This is a genomic window from Methanobrevibacter sp. (assembly GCF_017431965.1).
Taxonomy (GTDB): Archaea; Methanobacteriota; Methanobacteria; order Methanobacteriales; family Methanobacteriaceae; genus Methanocatella.
In genome coordinates this window covers 1-21,655 of sequence record NZ_JAFRKB010000054.1, presented here as the reverse complement: position 1 = coordinate 21,655, position 21,655 = coordinate 1, and the positions used below count along the sequence as shown (strand labels likewise).

The following is a 21,655-nucleotide window of genomic DNA, read 5'->3' as shown; positions in this document are numbered from 1 at the left end:
TTTTTCTTTTATTCTTTTTTTAAAATTTTGTTTAAGAAACCTTTATTTTCTTTAGGAGTTTCTTGTACTTTTTTATTTTTATTTTTATTTTTGCCGATTTTTTGTTTTTTTTCGTATTCTTCTTTTGCTTTTACACGATCCCTTTTAGCCCATGCACCAACAAAACCGACTAATAATCCTACTAATAATATGGATATGATTATAATGATTTCTGTTTTCCCGTCCAAGACTCCAACAAATCTTTGATCAAGGGATAAAACCATCAGGGGTGTTGAAGCAAATGCACCAAGTGCAGCGCCCCATTTAAGGTTTTTCGCGTTATATCCTGTATATAGCAACCCAATTGAAGCAAAAGGGTATGCTAAATCCATTCCATTCATTCCAATAATAAAACATGTAGCGGCTATTGCTGCTCCAAAAACTACAGATTTTATGTCAACGTCACTAAATAATTCCATTTTATTTTCCCCAAAAACTTATTTTTTGGAGGCAATTATTCCTCCAAATGCTCCTGTTATTCCCATAACAATTGCATAGTATATTAAATCTCCAATAATTATGAATAAACTTGAAATTCCAGATAGTGTAAATCCTGTCAACCCTCCGAATATTCCAAATAAACTTCCTCCGAATATGGCAATGAATACAAATAATATCGCAGCTGCTATTGTTCCTAATGCTCCTGCAACGGCGGCATTCCACAAACCACCAATTGCGCCATCATGTGCAATGTAACCTGTGATGAACCCAACAAATAGCAATCCTATAAATTCATAGTGTGCGAAAAATGATTTAACAATTACGGCTAAAATAAAACCGATTATTACTGCTTTCCATTTAGTCATAATTACCACCTATTTACTATTTGTTTATAAAAGTATTTAATTATAGTTAATAGATGTCTTTTAATTTGTCTCGTATTTGGTCTAATATTGCCTGATGCATTCTTTTTGTAAACTCTGCTTTATCATTTTGATTTAAAACATCAAGATATCCTTGAGAAATTAAATTAAATGCAAAAGGACTTGGTATCACGGTATTTATGGTTTTTACATCCATTTCTTCAGATGCAACCCATTCAATCACTTTCAATGCATTTTTAACATCCATATAATCTTCTAAAGCTTCTCTTCTTGCCTCTTTTAAAATGGAAAAGTTCTCATCCATTTCCTGTACAAATTTTAACAATATTTTGCCTCTGACCTGTTGGCGGCCAACTGACTTTGATTCTCCTTTATATTTTCTAAGTGTCATTAAGGATCGCCCAGCGCAATGTCTAAATCTGGAGGCAAGGGTTTCCGTTTTATTTAATGATTTTGTTAAAATATTTTCAAAGTTTTCGGGATTCAGTTCTTTAAATGATTCTAAACCTCCAATTTTCCCGTCGGAGCTTAAATAAAATCCATTGTCTGAAATGGATATGGTTACATTAATGTTGTATCTTTTTGCAACGATATAAGCCACAGCTCTGGAGAGTGCATCATTAACCTTTCTGCCAAACAATGAATGGAAAATGACAAATCTTCTTCCTCCGAATCCTTTGTAATATTCGATTAATAATAGTTTATTGCTTGGTATTTTTGCATATTTGAACTGTTCTACAAAATATTCATAGATTGAGTTTGCAGCAAAATCATCAACATATAAATAATCATAAATAAACTCCATAATTTCTTCTTTGCTACGCCCATATCTAAATTTAACGTCCATATGTGCTCTAAATCTTTGAATGTCCATTGCCAAATCAAAAGATAATGGAAGTTGCTGCGAAAACCATGAAGGTATTGTTGGCGGTCCACTTGAAGGTGTCACATTGATTGTCATTCCTTTACCGTAGTTAAATCTGTAGGTATTCCCACCTAAAACGAAAGTATCTCCTTTTTTAAGTCTTTCCATAAAATCTTCTTCAATTCTTCCAACCGTCTCACCATCACATTTCACTAAAACGCCAGAACTATCAGGTATTGTACCAATATTTGTTGAATATAACATTCTAGCCAGTTTCCCACGCTTTCCAAATGTATTTTTTTTATAATCAATCCAAATTTTGGCATAAACATATCTTTCTTCAAGTTCAGGGTATTCTCCGGCCATATAACTTAAAACGTCTTCATAATCATCTCTTGATAAATCTTTGTAACAATAACTTTTCTTGATTACGTCAAAAGCATAATCAATATCCCATTGATTTTCAATACTCATTCCGTAAATGTGTTGTGCCAGAACATCTAAACAGTTTGTGGGGATGTTAATCCTATCAATCTTGCCTTCTTTAGCATTTTTAAGTAAAACAGAGCATTCAACTAAATCGTCTCTGTCTGTAACAATAATTTTTCCCCGTGATTTCTCGTGCAGCTTATGTCCGCTTCTCCCTATCCTTTGAAGGGCTCTTGCAACTGATTTTGGTGAATTGATTAAAACAACCAAATCGATGTATCCGATATCAATTCCAAGTTCAAGGGATGTTGATGAAACTACCGCTTTTAGTTTTCCTTCCTTTAGCCGATTTTCAGTTTCAAGACGGACTTCCTTTGAAAGTGATGAATGGTGGGCCATTATATTTTCGTTGTTATAATGCATAGGATACATTTTCTTTAAATTGTAAACAAAACGTTCTGTGCCGCTTCTAGTATTTGTAAATATTAATGTCGTTTTGTTTTCCCATATCAAATCATCCAACAGGTCATACATTCCAAGCCTTGTGTCTTCATCATCTGCAAGCACAATATCGCTTACCGGACACATTACTTCCATATCCAGCTCTTTTAAATAGTTAATATTAACAATTTTACAGCTTCGTCCAACACCATATTCGTATCCTACCAAAAATTTTGCAACTTCTTCAATTGGACTTACAGTAGCAGATAATCCTATTCTTGTAAAATGGCCAATTAAATGCTGTAATCTTTCAAGAGATAAGCTTAAGTGAACTCCTCTTTTATTTTCTGCAAGGGAATGTATTTCATCAACAATCACATATTTTACTTCACTTAGTTTTTCTCTAAACTTCGGTGCCACCAGCAGTATTGATAATGTTTCGGGAGTGGTGATTAGAATGTGTGGCGGTTTCTTAAGCATTTTTTGTCTTTGGTACTGTGTGGTGTCTCCAGTTCTGACGGCTTTTCTAATTCCCAAATCCTTTCCAGCTATTTTTTCAATTCCCTCAAGAGGTTCATCCAGATTTTTTTCAATATCATTGTCTAAAGCTTTTAGTGGAGAAATATAAATGCAATAAACTTTGTCTTCCAGTTTGTCTTTTTCAGCAAGTGTGGTTAATTCGCTTATAATCGATAAAAATGCGGTCAATGTTTTTCCTGATCCTGTTGGGGATGAGATTAATATGTTGTTCTGTTTATGGATATCAATGATTGATTTTTTCTGAGCAGGTGTAAAATCATCGAACATTGATTCGAACCATTCCCTCACCCAAGGATGCAAAATCTTATAAATTTGTTTTTTGGAATAGCTTTTTGTTTGCTCTTCAATCATTTTTATCACATATTTTTTTTATAAAATTATCAATTTAGTGTAATTAGTTATATATTTTGGACTTTATTACTTTTAGTATATTTTAGTTGAAGTTTTTTTTATTTATGGAAAATTTTTTAATTATTTTTTTAATCAGTTTATTCATTAGTTTAAATTATTTTTGAATATTTTCTACAATCTATAATACTTTAATCGATATTAATCATAAATTAATATAAAAATAGTTAAATAGTTTAATTTAATAATATTTATACATAGGCTTATGCCTAAGGTGGTATAAAATATGAAAAACTATTTCGATATTAAAGACAAAGTAGCAGTCATTACTGGTGCTTCATCAGGTCTTGGTTGGCAAATTGCTCAAGCATATGCAAGCCAAGGTGCAAAATTAGCATTATTTGCTAGAAGAGAAGAAAGATTACTAGAAAATGTTGCTGAAATTGAAAAAGAATATGGAACAGAAGTAATGTATGCAGTATGTGATGTTGGAGACTATGACAGTATCACAGCAGCAGTTGAAAAAACTATGGATGCATACGGAAGAATTGATATTTTAGTTAACGCTGCAGGTATGGGAAACAACAAAATGGTTACAGACCAATCCAACGAAGAATGGGAAAGACACATCCACATTGACTTAAGTGGTGTATATTACATGTGTAAAGCCGTTGGAGAAATCATGATTGAACAAGAATACGGTAAAATCATTAACATTGGTTCAATCCACTCTAGAGTAATCTTCCCTGGTGGAGGAATCAGTGCATATTCCTCAGCAAAAGGTGGAGTAATGAACTTAACCAAAAACTTAGCTGTAGAATGGGCAAAATACAACATTACTGTAAACGCTATTGGTCCTGCTGTATTTGAAACAGAATTAACCGTAGATTCCATTGAATTACCTGGATTCATGGATCTCATTGCAGCATATTGTCCTGCTGGCCGTTTAGGTAAACCTGGTGAATTAGATGGTATCGCTATTTACTTGGCATCTGATGCATCAAGTTTCTGTACCGGACAATTAATCTGTATTGACGGTGGATGGACTGCAATTTAAATAAGAGATTTTTTCTCTTATTTTTTTCTATTTTTTTTTAAAATTTATATATTCTTAAAATCTAACTTATTATCATGACTGATTTTAATTTTGAAGAAGCTATTAACAATTTATCAAATGATGATGTTAAAGTTAGAAAAGAAGCAATTGAATCATTAGTTGGAATTACTGATGAGGAAGCTATTGAACCATTAATTAAAGCCACAACTGATGATAATGCTCAAGTTAGATTTAAAGCCGCTGAAATATTGGGAAATATGGGTGATGTGGCTGTTGATAAATTAATTGAGGAATTTAAAAAAGCAGATGGTAAAGATAAACGTTTCCTTGCTTTTGCACTTAAGGAAACTGAAGATAAAAGGGTAATTCCGTATTTTGTTGAAGCTGTTGATGATGAAGACTTTGGAGTTAGAAAAGTTGCTGTACGTGCTTTAGGCGAACTTCAAGCGGATGATGAATTGGAAACAATTGCAAAATGTCTTGAAGATGAAGATTGGGGTGTTAAATTGGCTGCAATCCAAGCTTTAGGTGATCTTGCAAGCGATGAGGCAATCAAATTAATTAAGGATGCAAGAAAAACTGAAGATGATAAGGACTTCAAAAAATCTTGTAATAAGGCAATTAAAAAAGCAGAAAAAAGGCAAAAAGCCAAGGCATCTGGCGAATCCATTGTAAAAGTCATTCCAATGAGCACCATTAAGGAAATGGAAAAAACCAATCCTCAAAAAGCCATTAAAGAATATGAACGTTATGTTGAGGCTAAACAGCCTAAAGATGCTCCATATAAAAGATTATGTGTTTTATATAGAAAAGCGGATGACTATGATAATGAAATTAGAGTCATAGAAACCGCTTGCGAAGTTTTTAAAGATGATGATAAAAAGTTATCTTACTTTGAGAAAAGATTGGCTAAATTAAAATAGCTATTTTTTAATAATTTCGTAGAGGTCTTCTCTTTTATTTTTTAAGAGAGGAAGCTCTTCTCTTATTTTTTTTATTTCAGACAAATCTATTTCAGAAATTATCAAACTCTCTTTTTCACTAGCTTCAGTTATTACATCTCCCCAAGGGTTTGTAATAATTGAATGTCCGAAGCTGTGATAACTTGAATCTTTATTCAATGCCGGTGCAACACCAACACAATAAACTTGATTATCCAATGCTCTTGATTTAAACAGCAACTCCCAGTGGGCAGGTCCAGTAGTCATATTAAATGCTCCTGGATAAAACAATATCAATGCTCCTTGTTGAGCCATAATTCTTGCAAGTTCTGGAAAACGAATATCATAGCAGATTCCAATTCCAACTTTTCCAAACTCAGTATCGGTAACTGTAAAATCATCTCCTGCTGTTAAAACATCAGATTCCATAAAGGTTATCTTTCCTTTAACGTCAATGTCAAAAAGATGCATTTTCCTATGCTTTGCAATTATTTCACCATTTTTGTCAAAAAGGTAACTAGTATTGAATAGTTTGCTTCCATCTTTTTCCGGAATGGATCCAGCAAGAATGTAAACATTATTTTTACAAGCTAATTGTGATATTTTTAAAAGAGTAGAACTTTCTTTTTCTTCTTCTGCATATTCGATAAATTTTTCATTGGAATATGGGCAGATAAACATTTCTGGAAGCACTATAAAATCAACATTTTCGCCAACTGCATTATTTATCATTGAATTGGCTTTCTTTAAATTTTTTTCTTTGCTGTCAATAACATTCATTTGACAAAGAGCGAGCTTGACTTTTTCCATATTAAACACTTAAAAATAAAAAAAGAAGTATGAAATTAATCATACTTATTCGACATTTGCGGAATTTAGCACAGAATTGATTTCATCAGTTTTAATGGAATCAATAGATAATCCACTTATTTTGAATACATGTAATGTTCCATCATTATTAAACATTGATACATATCTAGTATAGCTGCCGTCTGCATTCTCAAAAATAATGTCTGTTGCATTTCTGCCATCTAGGGTTATTGTTTCAACAAGTTCAACGTAAGAACCGCTTTCCTGTGCATAATTGATTCTTTCAAGAGTTATTTCTTTTAAAGTTGATGACTCAAGGGTACTGTTATAATACTCTATTGTTGTATTATTTCCATTTTCAAAGAATACCGCACCGCTATGTGATTCATCAGTTTCGTTTATTGTATTCCAATTTCCAGGATATTTAAATGAGAAGTCACCATTACTAAATTCAAGTAGATTGCCGGTTGTTGGGGCATTGTTGTTATTATTTGGCCCAGTAAGAACAATTCCACATATTACGAGTAATGTTATTAAAAGAATTGCACCAATAAGTAATTTGTTTTTTTTAAGAATAGAAAGTGTACTTTGATCATCATTATTCGCACGTTTAGAGGAACTTTTTGCCTGTTTAGGTGCTTTATCAAAGATACTTTCCTGTTTAGGTGCCGCAACTTTTGGTTTAGGGAATTTAAATCCACAATTTCCACATACAGGAGCACCATCATAACTAGGATTTCCACATTCAGGACATTTTTTCACTGCCTAACCTCCATTGAAATTTACATTATATTTAATAATAATGTTTTTATTTATATAAAAAGATATTTATAACTGTGGTAAAAATGGATAATGAAGAATTTATTAATGTTGATGATATAAATTATGCAATTTATAAAATTGGGGAATGGAAAAATAATTATGAAATTAACCAAATCGGATTATCAAATGAGATTCCTCTAACAAAAAATACGTTATCTCATGTAAAGTTTTCTATGGGAGAAATAAGGGAGTCCAAATTTGATATTTCAGATAAAACCGTCAATGGTTTTGTAGCTATTGCTCTCCAGTTAAATCCAAAAATTCAGGAAATGGAATTGGATGATGTTATTGCGCTTGAAGAAAAAGAATACGATGAAATTCTAGAAGAATTGGAAAGTCTAGAATTATTGGATGATGGTGAAACTATTCCTTTGGATAATGAAGAATATCTTATTTATAAATTGGAAAAGGAATGCCATGTGACTACTTCAATTCCTGCAAACGAATTCACAAAAAAACATTATATTGATGAGATGAAAAAAATAGAAGAAGCATTGAATTAGAATGCATCTAATGTAATTTTTTTATCTCTTTTTAATTCACGAGGGGGCTCAATGGCTACAAATTCGATACCTTCCTCCTCAAGTAATTCTTGGGCATCGTCCATTATGGATGGAGCTACAAGCAAACCTCTAATTTTTTTCCTTTGAGCTTTGCACTCTTTTAGAATGTCATTATCAGTGTTTTCTAAATCTTGAAGGTATCTTCTAAGTTGTTTTACTGCAGTAACTCCCGCTTTACGAGCTTTTAGTTCTAAAACCATCAGATTATTATCTTTATCTTTTCCTAAAATATCAATAAATCCATGTTCAACGCTATATTCCCTTGTTGTTGGAATAAAACCCTCTTCAATCATATGTGGCTTTTCCATAATCATGTCGCTCATGTCTTTTTCATATCCTGCCTGTTCTAGTTCTTCAAAGTCTTCAATGTTTGCATAACTGATGAATTGGATTTTCCTTATTTCAACAGTTAACAATTCTTTTGGAGTTCTTCTATGGCTTTCCAAGAAAAGGTTATCATTTTTAATATAACTTCTTGTTTTTGACTTTGGGGGTTGCCAATTCACTGGCTCAACCTTTTTTTCTTGGTGTATTAGGAATGCCCCATCGGGCTTTATCATAATTATACGTTCTCCCCAGTTAAGTTGACTCAATGCCCGTCCTTCATAATTGACTTTACAGCATGCAAAAATTACAATTGTTGCTCTTTTTCGCAAAGCATCATGAACCAGTTCATATGCATCATCGCAGTCCGGTTTTTCTAATATTTTATATTTCATCACAATAACATTGTTTAATTTAATTTAAATAATTTGTTTTTTAAAGGATAATTTAGAAATAACTTACTTTGTAAGGTGGGATTAAAATTTACGACGATGATTATTTTGATGATAAAAATGAGTATTTCACATTGTCTTCATTTAAATTTGAAAATGGAAAAATTCTTAAAGATGTTAATGTGGAGTATACAACTTTCGGAACTCCAAAATATGATGAAAATGGCGTTATCTGCAATGCAATTTTATATTGTCATGGGTCTTTAGGCAGATTCTCTTCAATGAAAAAAATCCTACCTTTAAGTGGCGATAATGATGTTTTTGACAAGAACAAATATTTTTTCATATCTCTAACCGCATTAGGCTCTCCTGGGTCTTGTTCTCCATCAACTACTGATTTAAAAAATAAATTTCCTAAATATACAATTCAAGATGTAAGCAATTTTCAAAAACAATTTTTAGCGGAAAAATTCAATATAAATCATGTTTTGGGAGTAATTGGTGTTTCAATGGGGGGTTTTGTAGGTCTTACATTATCCATAGAATATCCTGATTTTGCTGATTTCATTATTTGTGGTGTAAGCAGCTATAAAGTTGCGGGCCATGATTTTATTCTATCAAAATTTGTAAATGAGATTATAGAATCTGATCCCGATTATAATAGGGGAGAAATAACCTATTCATTAAACAGGACTTTAAGATTGGCTAATCTGGCGGAATTTAATTTTGGCCTTTCAAAAGAAGCATTAAGGGAAATGCCTAATGATGAATTAAGTGTGGAATTTGAAAACTTTGGAAACGAGAGTTTGGATATCGATATTTATGACTTAAAATATTGCAATGAATCATGCATGTATTTTGATGTTGAAAGCGATTTGAAAAAAATCAAATCCAAGGTTTTGATTGTTGCATGCAAACAAGACCCTCATTTCCCACCGGAACTGGATGCAATTCCAATGTCTAAAATGATAAATAATTCTGAATTGATTATTATGGATTCAAAACTGGGGCATTTGTGTTTTAATGAACTTGAAACAATTCGGGGTGAGTTAAAAGAGTTTTTAGGTGAATTTTATGATTGTTAAAATTACAGATTATGGGGATGAAGGTAATCAAAAATTCGTTGAGTATGTTGTGTCCGGATTGTCTTTAAATCAAATGGAATTTCTCAATAATAATTTAAAAGAAAATATAACAATCGAGGAGGGTGTTTTAAAACTTAAAATGTATTTTTCTGATGAGTTATATCCCTTTCAAAGTGATGTTGCCAAATTTCGCTTAAATGATTTTATAGCTCGTGAAGAAATAGAGATGAATTTGTTCATTTCTAGTTTTTTAGATGATATGTAATGATAATTTATATGCATGAAAAAATAGAAAATATCAATAAGAAGTTTTGTTAATTGGGTTGTGATATTATTAACTATCAATTTAGTTTTACATCAGATGAATATATTATGGATTCCTTTGAATTTGAATCAGGAAGGGTTCTTGAAAACGTTCGTGTGGAATATTCTACAACAGGCACCCCTAAATATGATGATGAAGGAAATATTACAAATCTTGTTGTTTTTTGCTCAACATTCAATGGGGGGCATTCAGTTCTTGCAGGATATAATACTTTGATTGATAAATATGGTCTCGATGAAAACGAATATTTTTTTGTAAAAATCGTATCATTAGGAAATCCTAATTCTTGTTCTCCTTCAGAAACTGGTTTGAAATATAATTTTCCGCCATATACTTTTTACGACAGGGTCAACTTCAAAAGACAATTTCTAAAAGAAAGATTCAATGCAACTAATGTGCTGGGGTTAGTTGGTGAAGGATTAGGGGGATTCGAGATATTCACTTGGGCCGCCGAATATCCGGAGGATATGGAGTTTATAATCGTTTTCAATTCTTTTTATAAAATTTCTTCTTATCGTTATGTTTTTGTAAAATGTATTGAAAGCATAATAGATTCTTCTGAGGATTTTTATTCAGAAGGATATAGTGCATCATTATCTAAGTTATCTGTTGCCATTTTTCAGTTAATGTTTGTTGATTATATTCCAAAAAAGATTTTTAAAGATTTATCCAATGATGAAATTGATGTTTTAATGGAAGATTATGTTGATGAAGGTCTATTCATGGACATTCATGATTTTAAATTCCGTAATGACAGTATTTTAAAATTTGACATTGAAAGCAAATTGCAGAATATTAAAGCCAAATCATTATTTTTGATTACTTCAGATTATTTGCTTTCCAGCCGTGAAGATTTGGCGTCTTTGGAAAATCTAATTGAAGATTCTAAAATCTTGGTATATGATTCGGAAATAGAAAGATATTCCTATGAAAAAGTCAATCCGGAAATTGGTTTAGAATTGCTGTCATTTTTAGAACAGTTCAAAAAATAAAAAAAGTAAATAGCTAAATTAGCTATTTTGATGCATCCAACATGTGTTGGACGGCTTTCAATGATTTTTCAGCAACATCTTTAGGCAGTGTTACTTGTGGAGCTTCATTAAGAAGTGAATCCCTTACTTTTTCTAATGTGTGCAATTTCATAGTGTTGCATATTGCTCCTTCAAGAAGAGGATATAATTTTTTGCCTGAAACTTCTAGATTGATTCTTGTTATCATATCAACTTCTGTTCCAAGCACAAATTCTTCCTTATCGCTTTCTTTAATATATCTTAACATTCCGCCGGTTGACATTACTTGATCACAAGCCTCTTGAACTTCAATATTACATTCAGGGTGGCAGATAATTTCTGCATTAGGATATTGTTCTCTTTTAAGTTTAACATCTTCTATATGGAATAATTTATGAACATAGCAGTGTCCACCTTTAGGAACTGGAATAATTTCTTTATCAACTTTTTTTGCAACATGATTTCCTAAATTGGTGTCTGGTCCGAATAAGATTTTATCTTGTTTGAGACTTTTGGTAACTTTTACAGCATTGGCGGAAGTACATAAAGTATCTGCATGTTGTTTTGCTTCAGCGATACTGTTCACGTAAAGGATAACTCCTGCATCAGGATGTTCCTCTTTAGCTTTTAAAAGTTCTTCTTCAGGCAACATGTGTGCCATTGGACATTCTGCTTCTAAAGTTGGAATGACTATTTTTTTATCAGGATTTAGTATAAAAGCTGTTTCGGCCATAAAGTCTACTCCGCAAAAGATCACTAAATCTTTGTCATCGATTTCAGAAGCTTTAATGCATAATTCTAGAGAATCTCCAAGGAAATCAGCAATTTCTTGAATTTCTTTAGGTTGGTAATTGTGCGCAAGTATTATTGCATTTTTTTCTTCTTTTAGTTTTAAAATTTCATCTTGAAGTGAATTATTCATTGTTTTCACCCTGTTCCATATATTTTCTAATATCATTTGTGACTTTTAGTTTATATTTGTCTTTATCATTTAAATTTTTTACCCAGAATGATACTTTCAGTCTGCTTTCCTCAAATTTGATTTCGTTTGAGAAAACTTGAGGTTTTGGATTTTTAGCCAAGTCAGGATATGAAGAAATTTTTTCAATGATTTTTTCACTAAACTTCTCCACATCTATATTTAAAGGTAATCCTATTTGAATATCCACCCTATATTTCTCCGGCTGTTTAAATTGTAAATAATAATCATTTGTTAATGTGGAATTAGGCACATGGTTTCTCACACCCAAGTCATCCACTAAAACAGTTGATCTAAGGGATATTCTCTCAACATATCCTTTTTTACCATTAACTTCGATTGTATCTCCAACTTTGATGCTTTTTCCAAGAATTAAAATCATTCCTGAAAATAAATTTGAAATTATGTCTTTAGCAGCAAAACTCACAGCAATACCGACAATACCTAAACTTAAGAGCGTTCCTGCAAGGTTAATTCCAAATAATTGTAATATAATCATAATTGCAATGAAATATATGATGTAGTTAATTATGTCTCGAATCAGATAAATTATTGTTTGATTTTCATGGGTTCGGTCCATTCTATTCATTAAATATGCAATAAATCTTGTTATTAGAGTTGTAAGTAGTATGATAATTAAAATATAAATTAAAATCATTGCGGGATTGCCGATGGGAAGAATATTCATTTTAATCACATTTAATTGTTTTTAAATCTTTGGCGATTTCAGTATTTTCAAATATTTCAAGTGCTTCATTTAGTAATTGGTCTGTATTTTGATATCTTGTGCTTATGTGCGTCAAGATTAATTTTTTAGAATTCGATTTTTTAGCTATTGATGCGGCATCGGATGATGTGGAATGATAATTCTCTTCTGCTTTATCACTATCCTCTTTAACGTAAGTTGATTCATGAATAAGCAATGTCGAATCTTTAGCCAGTTCAACCATTTCTTCACAGGGTGTTGTATCTCCGGAATAGGTTATTTTTCTTCCTTTCCGTGGGGGGCCTAAAACTTGTTCCGGCTTTATGATTTTCCCATCAATTTCAACTTCCTGGCCATTGTGCAATTTTCCAAAATCAGGACCTACAGGAACGCCGAGTTCAATGGCTTTTTGGCGTAAAAACCTTGGTTTTTTCAACTCTTCAATAGAATAAGCAAGACTGGGAACTAAATGATTGACTTCTTGTGATTTAATAATGTAGTCTTCAGTTTTTTCTACAATTTCAGAACCAATTTCAATAAATTCAATTGGAAACTCAATTTTACAATAGCCCAAGCTAAATATGGATTCTTTAAGTACATTTAATCCTTTTGGACCGTAGATTGTTAATTTTTTATCTCTTCCTCTAAAGTTCATTGACTGTATCAATCCTGGAAGTCCTAAAATATGATCTCCATGAAAGTGGGTGATGAATATCTTAGAAATTTTCATTGGACTTATTTTAGCATAGATTAATTGTCTTTGCGTTCCTTCGCCGCAATCAAACATCATCACTTCTCCAAATGCTTTTAAAACAATTGATGGATGATTTCTTTCAAATGAATGAACTGCGGAAGATGTTCCTAAAAATGTTATTTCCATTAAATCACTTATTTTATATTATACAAATACTATATATTTTAATAATTATTAAATTTTAGGTGATTTTTTGGACAAAATTATTGAATATATGCTGGCTGAAGATGAAGGTTTTGGAGATATTACCTCAAATGCAGTCGTTGATGAAGGTAAAGATGTAAATGCATATATCATTTCAAAAGATGAAGGTATTTTAGCAGGAATTAATATTATTCGCGATTTATTTGAAGAATATGGGGTCACTGCAACATTTTGGTTAAATGATGGCGTCGAAATTTCAAAAAACGATTTATTAATATCTTTTAAAGGGAATGCAAGAACAATTCTACTTCTTGAGAGAACTGCACTGAACTTGCTCATGAGAATGAGCGGTGTAGCCAGTGCCGCTGGAAAATATGTAAATCTTGTTAAGGATTGTGGTGTAAGAGTTGCCGGAACCCGTAAAACTTCTCCAGCAATCGGAAAATTTGACAAATATGCTTTAGGTGTGGGGGGTGCAGATACTCATAGATTTGCCCTTGACGATATGGTTTTAATTAAGGATAATCATATTGCGTCCTGCGGAACTCCTCTAGAAGCTTTACTTAAAGCAAAGTCCAATGTTAGTTTTTCTAAAAAAATTGAAATTGAGGTAGAAACATTAGATGATGCAATAGACTGCGTAAGACATGGTGCAGATATTGTGATGCTTGACAATATGTCTCCAAATCAAGTTAGTGAAGTGCTCAGTGAACTTGAAAGATTGGATATTCGTCAAAATTCATTAATTGAGGTGTCTGGTGGAATTACTGAAGATACTATTTTGGAGTATGCTGGTTTGGGTGTAGATATTATCTCAATTGGGGCATTAACACATTCATCTAGAAGCCTGAACTTTAGTTTAAAAATAGAATGAGTGAGCAGATTCATAATCTGAGTGATAAAACATTCTTTAATTCCTCATCACTCATTTCAGTAATAAATGTTTCATCATTAATGATAGCTTTTCCAGCCAAATCGGTTTTTCTTTTGCTTATGGCATCTATTTCTTCTTCGAGAGTTCCTTTTGTTATAAATCTATACACCATAACATCTTTGTCCTGGCCAATTCTGTGAACCCTGTCGGTTGCCTGGTTTTCAACGGCAGGATTCCACCACAAATCATAATGGATTACATTGCTTGCGGCGGTCAAATTTAAACCGGTTCCTCCGGTTTTAAGTGTGGCTACAAAGATTTTGTAGTTAGGGTCCTCTTGGAATGTATTAATAATATCTGTTTTTTCTTTAAGTGTTTGTGAGCCATGCAAGAATAAGACATCGGTTTTAAACTTTTTAGAAACGAGCTGCTGGATTAATTTGCCCATTTCCACGTACTGGGTGAAAATTATTACTTTCTCATTCATGTCCAGTATGTTTTCTAAAATATCTATCAACAGTTCCATTTTCCCGGATTCGGAAATTTTCGGATTTTTAATGTCTAAAAATTGCGCAGGATGGTTACAGGTCTGTTTTAGTGCTGTCAATATTTTAAGAATTATTCCCTTTCTTTGTATCCCCTTGGAATTTTCTATATCAAAAAATATTTCTTCCAAAATTGCATTGTACAGTTTAATTTGTTTTTTGGTTAAACTGCAGTAAATGTCATTTACCAATTTATCAGGCAATTCCTTTTTAATGTCTTCATCTGTTTTCAAACGTCTCATTACAAAGGGTTTGGCTATTGTTTTAAGGTTTTCCAGAACTTGTTTGTCTTCCAATTTCTCTATGGGTACAACATAGTTTCTTTTAAAATTATCTTTAGATGATAAATATCCGGTATTTACAAAGTCAAATATTGACCAATAGTCCATTAACCTATTTTCAATGGGGGTTCCGGTTAAAGCAACTTTTGTTGATGCCTTGATGCTTTTAATCGCTTTTGTCTGTTCAGTATTTGGATTTTTAATGTTTTGAGCTTCATCAATTACACATAAAAACCAATTTTCATCCAAAAACATATCCAAATCTAGCCTGACGACCCCATATGAGGTCAATATTATATCATATTCTTCTAACGGGAAGGTTCTATTGGATCCGTGGTAAATGTAATAGCTTAATTCAGGTGTGAATTTATTGATTTCGTTTTCCCAATTTGATATTAGGGTTGGCGGAACGATTATTAATGAGGGTTGATTGTCGAATTTAGTCTGTTCTTTAAAGTAAAGGATTGCGCTTAAAACCTGCATTGTTTTTCCAAGCCCCATATCGTCTGCCAGTATTGATCCGAATTTATGTTGGATATTTTGAATCAGCCAGGAATATCCGATTTTTTGATAAGGCCTTAGCTCGCCGGTCAATGATTTGGGGGCATTGTAAATTTTTGCTTCATTAACTACCTTTTTAAATTTTTTATAATCTTCCGGAACTTTTGGAGTATTGGAGTTCATGTTTGCTTCTCTTAATTGCTTTTTAAGTTAGTATTTATTTCATATTTTAAATAAATATTATTTTTCTATAACTTATGGGAATATTTTAAATCTTATTCATTTTTAAATATTTTTTTTCAGATTATCTGAAAATTTCACTAAAAAACAAACTTTAATAATATATTAAAATAAAATATAATAAAGATAGTAAATTTTTATGTTTTATGATGGTGATTTAATGGTGAAAATGGCTAAATTAGCTTTAGAAGATGGTACTGTTTTAAAAGGAGAGGGTTTTGGATATGAAACCACTAAATTGGGAGAACTAGTTTTTTCCACTGGTATGGGTGGTTATACTGAATCATTAACAGACCCTTCATTTAAAGGAGAAATATTGATGTCCACTTATCCATTAGAGGGAAATCATGGGGTAAGTGAAAAGTGGTATCAATCTGATAAGATTCAGGTTGAAGGTTTTGTTTGTCGTGAAGTTTGTCGTGAAGTTTCTAATTTCGGACCTCAAAAAACTTTAGATGAATTTTTAAAAGAGTTTGAAACTCCTGGAATTAGTGGAATTGACACTCGCGATTTAACACTTAAAATTCGTGAAAGAGGTTCACTTAAAGCGGCAATTACTACAGAAGATATTCCTGATGATAAGTTGCTTGAAATGGCACGTGCTCAGCCAAGCATTGAAGATATGGATGTTGTTCCATTGGTGTCTACAAAAGAAATTAAAGTATTCAATGAAGATGCAGACAAAAAGGTTGCATTAATTGATTGCGGTGTTAAAAAGAATATTATAAACTCATTTCTGGAAAGGGATATTGGTGTAGTTTTATTCCCATATGATACAGATTACAAAACTGTTTTGGATTATTCACCAAATGGATTGATGATTACATCCGGACCTGGAAACCCTGATAGGGTATCTGAAACCATTGAAACAATGAAAAAATTGTCAAACAGATTGCCTATTTTTGGAATTTGTATGGGCCAACAGTTAATAGCCAAATCTTTTGGAGCCAGATCTTATAAAATGAAATTTGGACATAGGGGTGAAAATCAACCGGTTAAAGATTTAAAAACTGGTAAAGTATTTATAACATCACAAAATCATGGATTCACCATTGATAAAGAATCTTTAAAAGAAACTGATTTAGTTTTAACCCAAATTAATTTGAATGATGGTACTCCTGAAGGTATTTCACATAAAGAGTTGCCATTACACTGTATACAGTACCACCCTGAAGCGGGTCCTGGTCCAAACGATACAAGAAGTATTTTTGATGAATTTAATGAGATGATGGATGATTATTAAAAAAATTATAATGAGGATTACATATGCCAGTTGATAAGGATATTAAAAAAGTATTAATTATTGGTTCTGGACCTATTCAAATCGGACAAGCAGCAGAATTCGATTATTCAGGATCACAAGCATGTAAATCACTAAGAGAAGAGGGAATTGAAACAGTGCTCGTTAACAGTAATCCGGCTACCATCCAAACAGACCTGGGGATGGCAGATACTGTTTATACGGAACCATTAACTCCGGATGTTGTTGCCAAAATCATAAAAGAGGAGCAAGTTGATGCAATATTGCCTACAATGGGCGGACAAACTGGACTGAATATTGCAACAGGTCTTGGAGATTTGGGATTGTTGGAAGGAATTAAAGTCTTAGGGTCTGATGTTCAAACAATTAAAGATGTTGAAGATAGGGATTTATTTGCTAATTTGATGGAAGAGATTAATGAAGAGATTCCAAAATGTCAGGCTGTCGAAAGTGTAGATGCAGCACTTGAAGCAGTAAAAGACATTGGTTATCCAGTTATTGTTAGGCCGGCTTTCACCTTAGGGGGAACCGGTGGTGGAATAGCACATAATGAAGAGGAATTAATAGAAATTGCTAACCACGGTTTGGATATGAGTTTCATCAATCAGGTTCTCATTGATGAATCTGTCTTAGGATGGAAAGAAATAGAATTTGAAGTAATGAGGGATAAAGAGGATACCTGTATCATTGTATGTACTATGGAAAATATTGACCCTATGGGTATTCACACAGGAGACAGCGTTGTAGTTGCCCCTATTCAAAACTTATGTGATGAAACCATTCAAAAAATGCGTGATGCTTCAATTAAAATAATAAGGGCATTGGGCATTCGCGGAGGATGTAACATTCAATTTGCACTTAATCCGGAAACCGATGAATATAAGGTCATTGAAGTAAATCCACGTGTATCCAGAAGTAGTGCACTTGCATCTAAAGCAACAGGTTATCCTATTGCTAAAATTTCATCAAAAGTAGCGTTAGGGTTGACTTTAGATGAAATCAAAAACGATATTACTAAAGAAACTCCAGCTTCTTTTGAACCGGCTATTGATTATGTAGTTATTAAAATTCCAAGATGGCCGTTTGACAAATTTAAAGGAATCGGCCGTGGAGTAGGAGTTCAAATGAAAGCAACTGGGGAAGTAATGGCTATTGGAAGAACTTTCGAAGAGGCATTCCAGAAAGCATTAAGATCCCTTGATATGGGCTTTGATGGATTTGAATATGTCGAATGGTCTGAAGAAGATTTGGCCAATCCGACAGATTTGATTTACTTCCAAATTTATTCCGCTATTAAAGATGGAATGGACATTGACAAAATCAGGGAATTAACCGACATTGATAACTTCTTCTTATACAAGATCAGAAACATCGTAAACTTTGAAAACGGTGTTACCGCTGAAAAGCTTGATGATGAAGCATTCTTGCGAAAAGCAAAACAAATTGGTTGTTCCAATAAAAGATTGGCTGATTTATCAGGCCAGACTGAAGAGTATATTAGAAACTTGCTTTCAAGATACAACATTAAGCAATCTTATAAAATGGTAGATACATGCGCTGCAGAGTTTGAAGCTAAAACTCCTTATTACTACAGTAGCTATGATACTGGAAATGAACTTGCCTCAACAACCAAGAAAAAAGTTGTCATTCTCGGTGCGGGGCCAATTAGAATCGGTCAAGGTATTGAATTTGACTACTGTTGTGTACATTCATCTCTAGCACTTAAGGAAGATGGAATTGAAACAATATTGATTAACAACAATCCTGAAACTGTAAGTACTGATTATGATATTTCTGATAAGTTATTCTTTGAACCGCTTACATTTGAAGATGTTATGGGTGTAATTGAACAAGAAAAGCCTGATGGGGTCATTGTTCAATTTGGTGGCCAAACATCCATCAACCTGGCAGTTCCTCTAGCTAATGCAGGTGTTAAAATTTTAGGAACTCCATATGAAAGTATTGACAGAGTTGAAGATAGGGAATTATTTGCAGAACTTTTAGAAAAATTACACATTCATCAAGCGCCATATGGTACTGCTAATTCATTTGAAGAAGCTAAAGAGATTGCAGAGAAAATCACATTCCCAGTACTCGTACGTCCATCATATGTTATTGGCGGAAGAGCTATGGAGATTGTTTATGATACTAATGAGCTTGAAGAATATATGAAAGAAGCCGTTAAAGTTTCTCCGGATCATCCTATTTTAGTAGACAAGTTCCTAGAGGATGCTATTGAATTGGATGTTGATATTTTATGTGATGGTGAAGATGTATTCATAGCAGGTATTATGGAACACATTGAAGAAGCAGGTGTCCACTCAGGGGATTCTGCATGTGTAATACCTCCTCAAACTATTCCTGAACATATTTTAGACACAATTCGTGAAAACTCCACTAAATTGGCATTGGAACTTGATGTTAAAGGTTTAATGAATATTCAATATGCGGTTAAACTTGATGAGGAAATGGTTTACATTATTGAAGCCAACCCTCGTGCAAGTAGAACTGTTCCATTTGTAAGTAAAGCTATTGGAGTGCCATTGGCTAAAGTGGCTACTTGGATTATGAATGGTGCTAAGTTAAAAGACTTTGGCTTAACAAAAGAAATCAAAATAGATCATGTCGCTGTAAAAGAATCAGTATTCCCATTCTTAAAGCTTCCGGAATCTGACACTGTTTTAGGTCCTGAAATGAAATCTACCGGTGAAAGTATAGGTATAGATGAAAGTTATGGAATGGCATTTTATAAATCTCAACTTTCAGCAGGTATGGAATTGCCTAAAGAAGGTAAAATATTTATCAGCGTAAAAGAAACTGATAAGAAAAAAATTAGGCCAATAGCAGAAAAGGCAGCTAATTTAGGATTTAAAATAATGGCAACTGACGGTACAGGAGATGCTACTGGTCTTAGTGATGTTGAAAAAGTATTGAAAGTATCACAAGGCTCTCCTAACATTAGGGATGCTATTTTAAATAAGGAAGTTGATTTAATTATCAATACTTCTGAAGGTAAACAATCTGCAAAAGACGGTTATATTATTAGGCGTCTTGCAATTGAGCTCGGCATACCATATGTTACCACATTGGCCGGCGCAAGAGCTGCATTAAATGCAATTGCAGCTGTGCAAAACAGTGAAATTAATGTGAAATCCTTAAATGAATATACAGATGGAGATTAATCTCTCTATCTTTTTTTAATTATTAGATAAGTATTTTTTAATGTTAATACCACAAGAAGGACATTCAATAGCATTTATGTCCAATCTATTTCTACATTTAGGGCAGTAATTTAATTGAACTTTATACTCTTTATTAGGGTCAATTTTAATGTTGACTTCAATTCTTTCTGTGATATGTGTTTTCAAAACACCTTTGTCCCAATTGTTATCCATCAATAACTTTTTATAATAGAATGCTTCAGTCATGGTATCATAAAATCCGATAATCTCTTCACCTTTTTGAATATAGAATTTGCGGAGTTTATGATCAAAGAGAATTTCCCCTTCCCTTTCTTTTTTATTGACCTTCATTCCTTTAATACGGCCTTTAGGCCTTTTTTCGGGAAATGGTGGCAGGTCCATATGTTCGTACTTGTTTTCTAAATCACATTCAACAAGCAAATCATAGTCGAAATTACAAAAAAATAGTGCATCTCTTTCATATAATGCATCGGATAATTTTCTAAACTCCCCATAGTCTTTATTGTTATGCTTGACTCTGTAAACATTCCCTGTTTTTACAATATTTCTGTAAAAATAACGTATTTCCTGAGAGTTAATAGAAATCATCCCCCTTATTTAAGATGATAATGGTTTTAAAAAAATTGTCTTAAAGTAAATTATGTTGTTCACCATTATTAGTTTTATATTATTTCTTCCGATTTAATAAACCTATTTGATAACAAAATTTATTAATAAAAAAAATTAGATTTTCCTTTAATGTTTACTGTAACTAATGGAATCATATTAAAAGGCCAAGATTTAACATTAAAAAAAGAAAATATTGTTGTTGATGAAGGCAAAATCGTTGAAATTGGAAAAGAATCTCGTGAAGGCAAGATTATTGATGTTGATGGGGCAATTGTATGTCCTTCATTTATTAATGGCCATATGCACATTGGGGATTCCATTATTAAGGATGAAGGTTATGGTTTATCATTAAGTGAAATGGTCAAGCCGCCTAATGGCGTGAAGCATAAAGCATTGGCTAGTGCTGAAGATGAAGAGATTATTCAAGCAATGAAATCAACAATGTGGGAAATGGTTGAAAGTGGAACAACTCATTTCATTGATTACCGTGAGGGTGGAATTAAAGGAGTTAAATTATTAAAGAAAGCGTCAAAAGATATTCCGATTAAACCTATAATTCTTGGTCGTGACGATAGTTTTTATGGTGATGATCCTGATTTAAAAAAAGTAAGTATAGCTATTAGAAAACTTTTGAAAATAGCTGACGGTATTGCTCCAAGCGGTTTTGGTGAAATCACTGATGAAGTGGCGGATTTAATTGTTGAGGAATGTAAAAAACAAAATAAAATTTCCTCAATTCATGT

At 32.6% G+C, this 21,655-nt stretch carries 21 protein-coding genes; 10 read left to right on the top strand and 11 right to left on the bottom strand.

Annotation, left to right across the window (positions count from 1 at the left end; genetic code table 11):
• Positions 1 to 8 precede the first annotated feature (8 nt).
• The 3 genes from IJI93_RS08135 to IJI93_RS08125 are packed head-to-tail and all read right to left on the bottom strand — an operon-like array spanning position 9 to position 3,489.
• Positions 9 to 458 carry a hypothetical protein gene (locus tag IJI93_RS08135; protein ID WP_292822017.1) on the bottom strand — a complete coding sequence of 150 codons (450 nt, stop codon included), beginning with the start codon at positions 456 to 458 and terminating at the stop codon, positions 9 to 11.
• Between the two features lie 18 nt (positions 459 to 476).
• Complete coding sequence (locus IJI93_RS08130; RefSeq protein WP_292822015.1) at positions 477 to 845, bottom strand: DUF5518 domain-containing protein; 369 nt, start codon at positions 843 to 845, stop codon at positions 477 to 479.
• A gap of 46 nt (positions 846 to 891) precedes the next feature.
• On the bottom strand, positions 892 to 3,489 hold the full coding sequence (locus tag IJI93_RS08125) for an ATP-dependent helicase (protein ID WP_292822013.1): 2,598 nt from the start codon (positions 3,487 to 3,489) through the stop codon (positions 892 to 894).
• A 283-nt stretch (positions 3,490 to 3,772) separates the two neighbouring features.
• Between IJI93_RS08125 and IJI93_RS08120 the strand changes: the two genes are divergently transcribed.
• Positions 3,773 to 4,543 (top strand): SDR family NAD(P)-dependent oxidoreductase, encoded by a 771-nt coding sequence (locus IJI93_RS08120; protein ID WP_292822011.1) that lies wholly within the window; start codon positions 3,773 to 3,775, stop codon positions 4,541 to 4,543.
• A gap of 74 nt (positions 4,544 to 4,617) precedes the next feature.
• On the top strand, positions 4,618 to 5,466 hold the full coding sequence (locus IJI93_RS08115) for a HEAT repeat domain-containing protein (protein ID WP_292822009.1): 849 nt from the start codon (positions 4,618 to 4,620) through the stop codon (positions 5,464 to 5,466).
• Here IJI93_RS08115 and IJI93_RS08110 read toward each other — a convergent pair whose 3' ends face one another.
• Together IJI93_RS08110 and IJI93_RS08105 are read right to left on the bottom strand one after the other, a co-directional pair.
• Entirely contained in the window at positions 5,467 to 6,294 is an 828-nt protein-coding gene (locus IJI93_RS08110) for a carbon-nitrogen hydrolase family protein (RefSeq protein WP_292822007.1), read from the bottom strand.
• 45 nt (positions 6,295 to 6,339) lie between these two features.
• Positions 6,340 to 7,056 (bottom strand): PsbP-related protein, encoded by a 717-nt coding sequence (locus IJI93_RS08105; protein ID WP_292822005.1) that lies wholly within the window; start codon positions 7,054 to 7,056, stop codon positions 6,340 to 6,342.
• 83 nt (positions 7,057 to 7,139) lie between these two features.
• On the opposite strand from IJI93_RS08105, the gene IJI93_RS08100 reads away from it, so the two are divergent.
• Entirely contained in the window at positions 7,140 to 7,619 is a 480-nt protein-coding gene (locus IJI93_RS08100; RefSeq protein ID WP_292822003.1) for a hypothetical protein, read from the top strand.
• On the opposite strand, the gene nucS is transcribed toward IJI93_RS08100, so the two are convergent.
• A complete protein-coding gene (nucS, locus tag IJI93_RS08095) occupies positions 7,616 to 8,398 on the bottom strand; it encodes an endonuclease NucS (protein ID WP_292822001.1) in 783 nt (260 codons plus the stop codon). The two genes, IJI93_RS08100 and nucS, sit on opposite strands and share 4 nt — an antisense overlap.
• Before the next feature lie 131 nt (positions 8,399 to 8,529).
• On the opposite strand from nucS, the gene IJI93_RS08090 reads away from it, so the two are divergent.
• From IJI93_RS08090 to IJI93_RS08080, 3 genes are all read left to right on the top strand, one after another.
• A complete protein-coding gene (locus tag IJI93_RS08090; RefSeq protein WP_292821999.1) occupies positions 8,530 to 9,480 on the top strand; it encodes an alpha/beta fold hydrolase in 951 nt (316 codons plus the stop codon).
• Positions 9,470 to 9,745 carry a DUF5750 family protein gene (locus IJI93_RS08085; protein ID WP_292821997.1) on the top strand — a complete coding sequence of 92 codons (276 nt, stop codon included), beginning with the start codon at positions 9,470 to 9,472 and terminating at the stop codon, positions 9,743 to 9,745. Before IJI93_RS08090 ends, IJI93_RS08085 begins: the two co-directional genes overlap by 11 nt.
• Positions 9,746 to 9,852: 107 nt before the next feature.
• The gene (locus IJI93_RS08080) at positions 9,853 to 10,797 is read left to right on the top strand and encodes a hypothetical protein (protein ID WP_292821996.1); all 945 of its coding nucleotides are present in this window, start codon (positions 9,853 to 9,855) and stop codon (positions 10,795 to 10,797) included.
• Positions 10,798 to 10,819: 22 nt separating this feature from the next.
• Here IJI93_RS08080 and nadA read toward each other — a convergent pair whose 3' ends face one another.
• From nadA to rnz, 3 genes are read right to left on the bottom strand one after another with little or no spacing between them, the layout of a single operon-like run.
• The gene (gene nadA, locus IJI93_RS08075) at positions 10,820 to 11,737 is read right to left on the bottom strand and encodes a quinolinate synthase NadA (protein WP_292821995.1); all 918 of its coding nucleotides are present in this window, start codon (positions 11,735 to 11,737) and stop codon (positions 10,820 to 10,822) included.
• The gene (locus IJI93_RS08070; RefSeq protein WP_292821993.1) at positions 11,730 to 12,482 is read right to left on the bottom strand and encodes a mechanosensitive ion channel family protein; all 753 of its coding nucleotides are present in this window, start codon (positions 12,480 to 12,482) and stop codon (positions 11,730 to 11,732) included. Before IJI93_RS08070 ends, nadA begins: the two co-directional genes overlap by 8 nt.
• 1 nt (position 12,483) lies before the next feature.
• Positions 12,484 to 13,380 (bottom strand): ribonuclease Z, encoded by an 897-nt coding sequence (gene rnz / locus IJI93_RS08065; RefSeq protein ID WP_292821991.1) that lies wholly within the window; start codon positions 13,378 to 13,380, stop codon positions 12,484 to 12,486.
• A 67-nt stretch (positions 13,381 to 13,447) separates the two neighbouring features.
• Between rnz and nadC the strand changes: the two genes are divergently transcribed.
• Positions 13,448 to 14,272 carry a carboxylating nicotinate-nucleotide diphosphorylase gene (gene nadC, locus IJI93_RS08060; RefSeq protein WP_292821989.1) on the top strand — a complete coding sequence of 275 codons (825 nt, stop codon included), beginning with the start codon at positions 13,448 to 13,450 and terminating at the stop codon, positions 14,270 to 14,272.
• Between the two features lie 10 nt (positions 14,273 to 14,282).
• On the opposite strand, the gene IJI93_RS08055 is transcribed toward nadC, so the two are convergent.
• Entirely contained in the window at positions 14,283 to 15,782 is a 1,500-nt protein-coding gene (locus IJI93_RS08055) for a DEAD/DEAH box helicase (protein ID WP_292821987.1), read from the bottom strand.
• Positions 15,783 to 15,999: 217 nt separating this feature from the next.
• On the opposite strand from IJI93_RS08055, the gene carA reads away from it, so the two are divergent.
• Together carA and carB are read left to right on the top strand one after the other, a co-directional pair.
• Positions 16,000 to 17,082, top strand: a complete 1,083-nt coding sequence (gene carA, locus IJI93_RS08050) for a glutamine-hydrolyzing carbamoyl-phosphate synthase small subunit (RefSeq protein ID WP_292821985.1) — start codon at positions 16,000 to 16,002, stop codon at positions 17,080 to 17,082.
• 23 nt (positions 17,083 to 17,105) lie between these two features.
• A complete protein-coding gene (gene carB, locus IJI93_RS08045; RefSeq protein WP_292821983.1) occupies positions 17,106 to 20,282 on the top strand; it encodes a carbamoyl-phosphate synthase large subunit in 3,177 nt (1,058 codons plus the stop codon).
• Positions 20,283 to 20,297: 15 nt separating this feature from the next.
• On the opposite strand, the gene IJI93_RS08040 is transcribed toward carB, so the two are convergent.
• Positions 20,298 to 20,891, bottom strand: coding sequence for a zinc ribbon domain-containing protein (locus IJI93_RS08040; RefSeq protein WP_292821981.1), 594 nt, complete (start codon positions 20,889 to 20,891; stop codon positions 20,298 to 20,300).
• 150 nt (positions 20,892 to 21,041) lie between these two features.
• On the opposite strand from IJI93_RS08040, the gene IJI93_RS08035 reads away from it, so the two are divergent.
• Positions 21,042 to 21,655 (top strand): amidohydrolase family protein (locus IJI93_RS08035; RefSeq protein ID WP_292821979.1); only part of this gene is annotated, 614 nt, incomplete at its 3' end.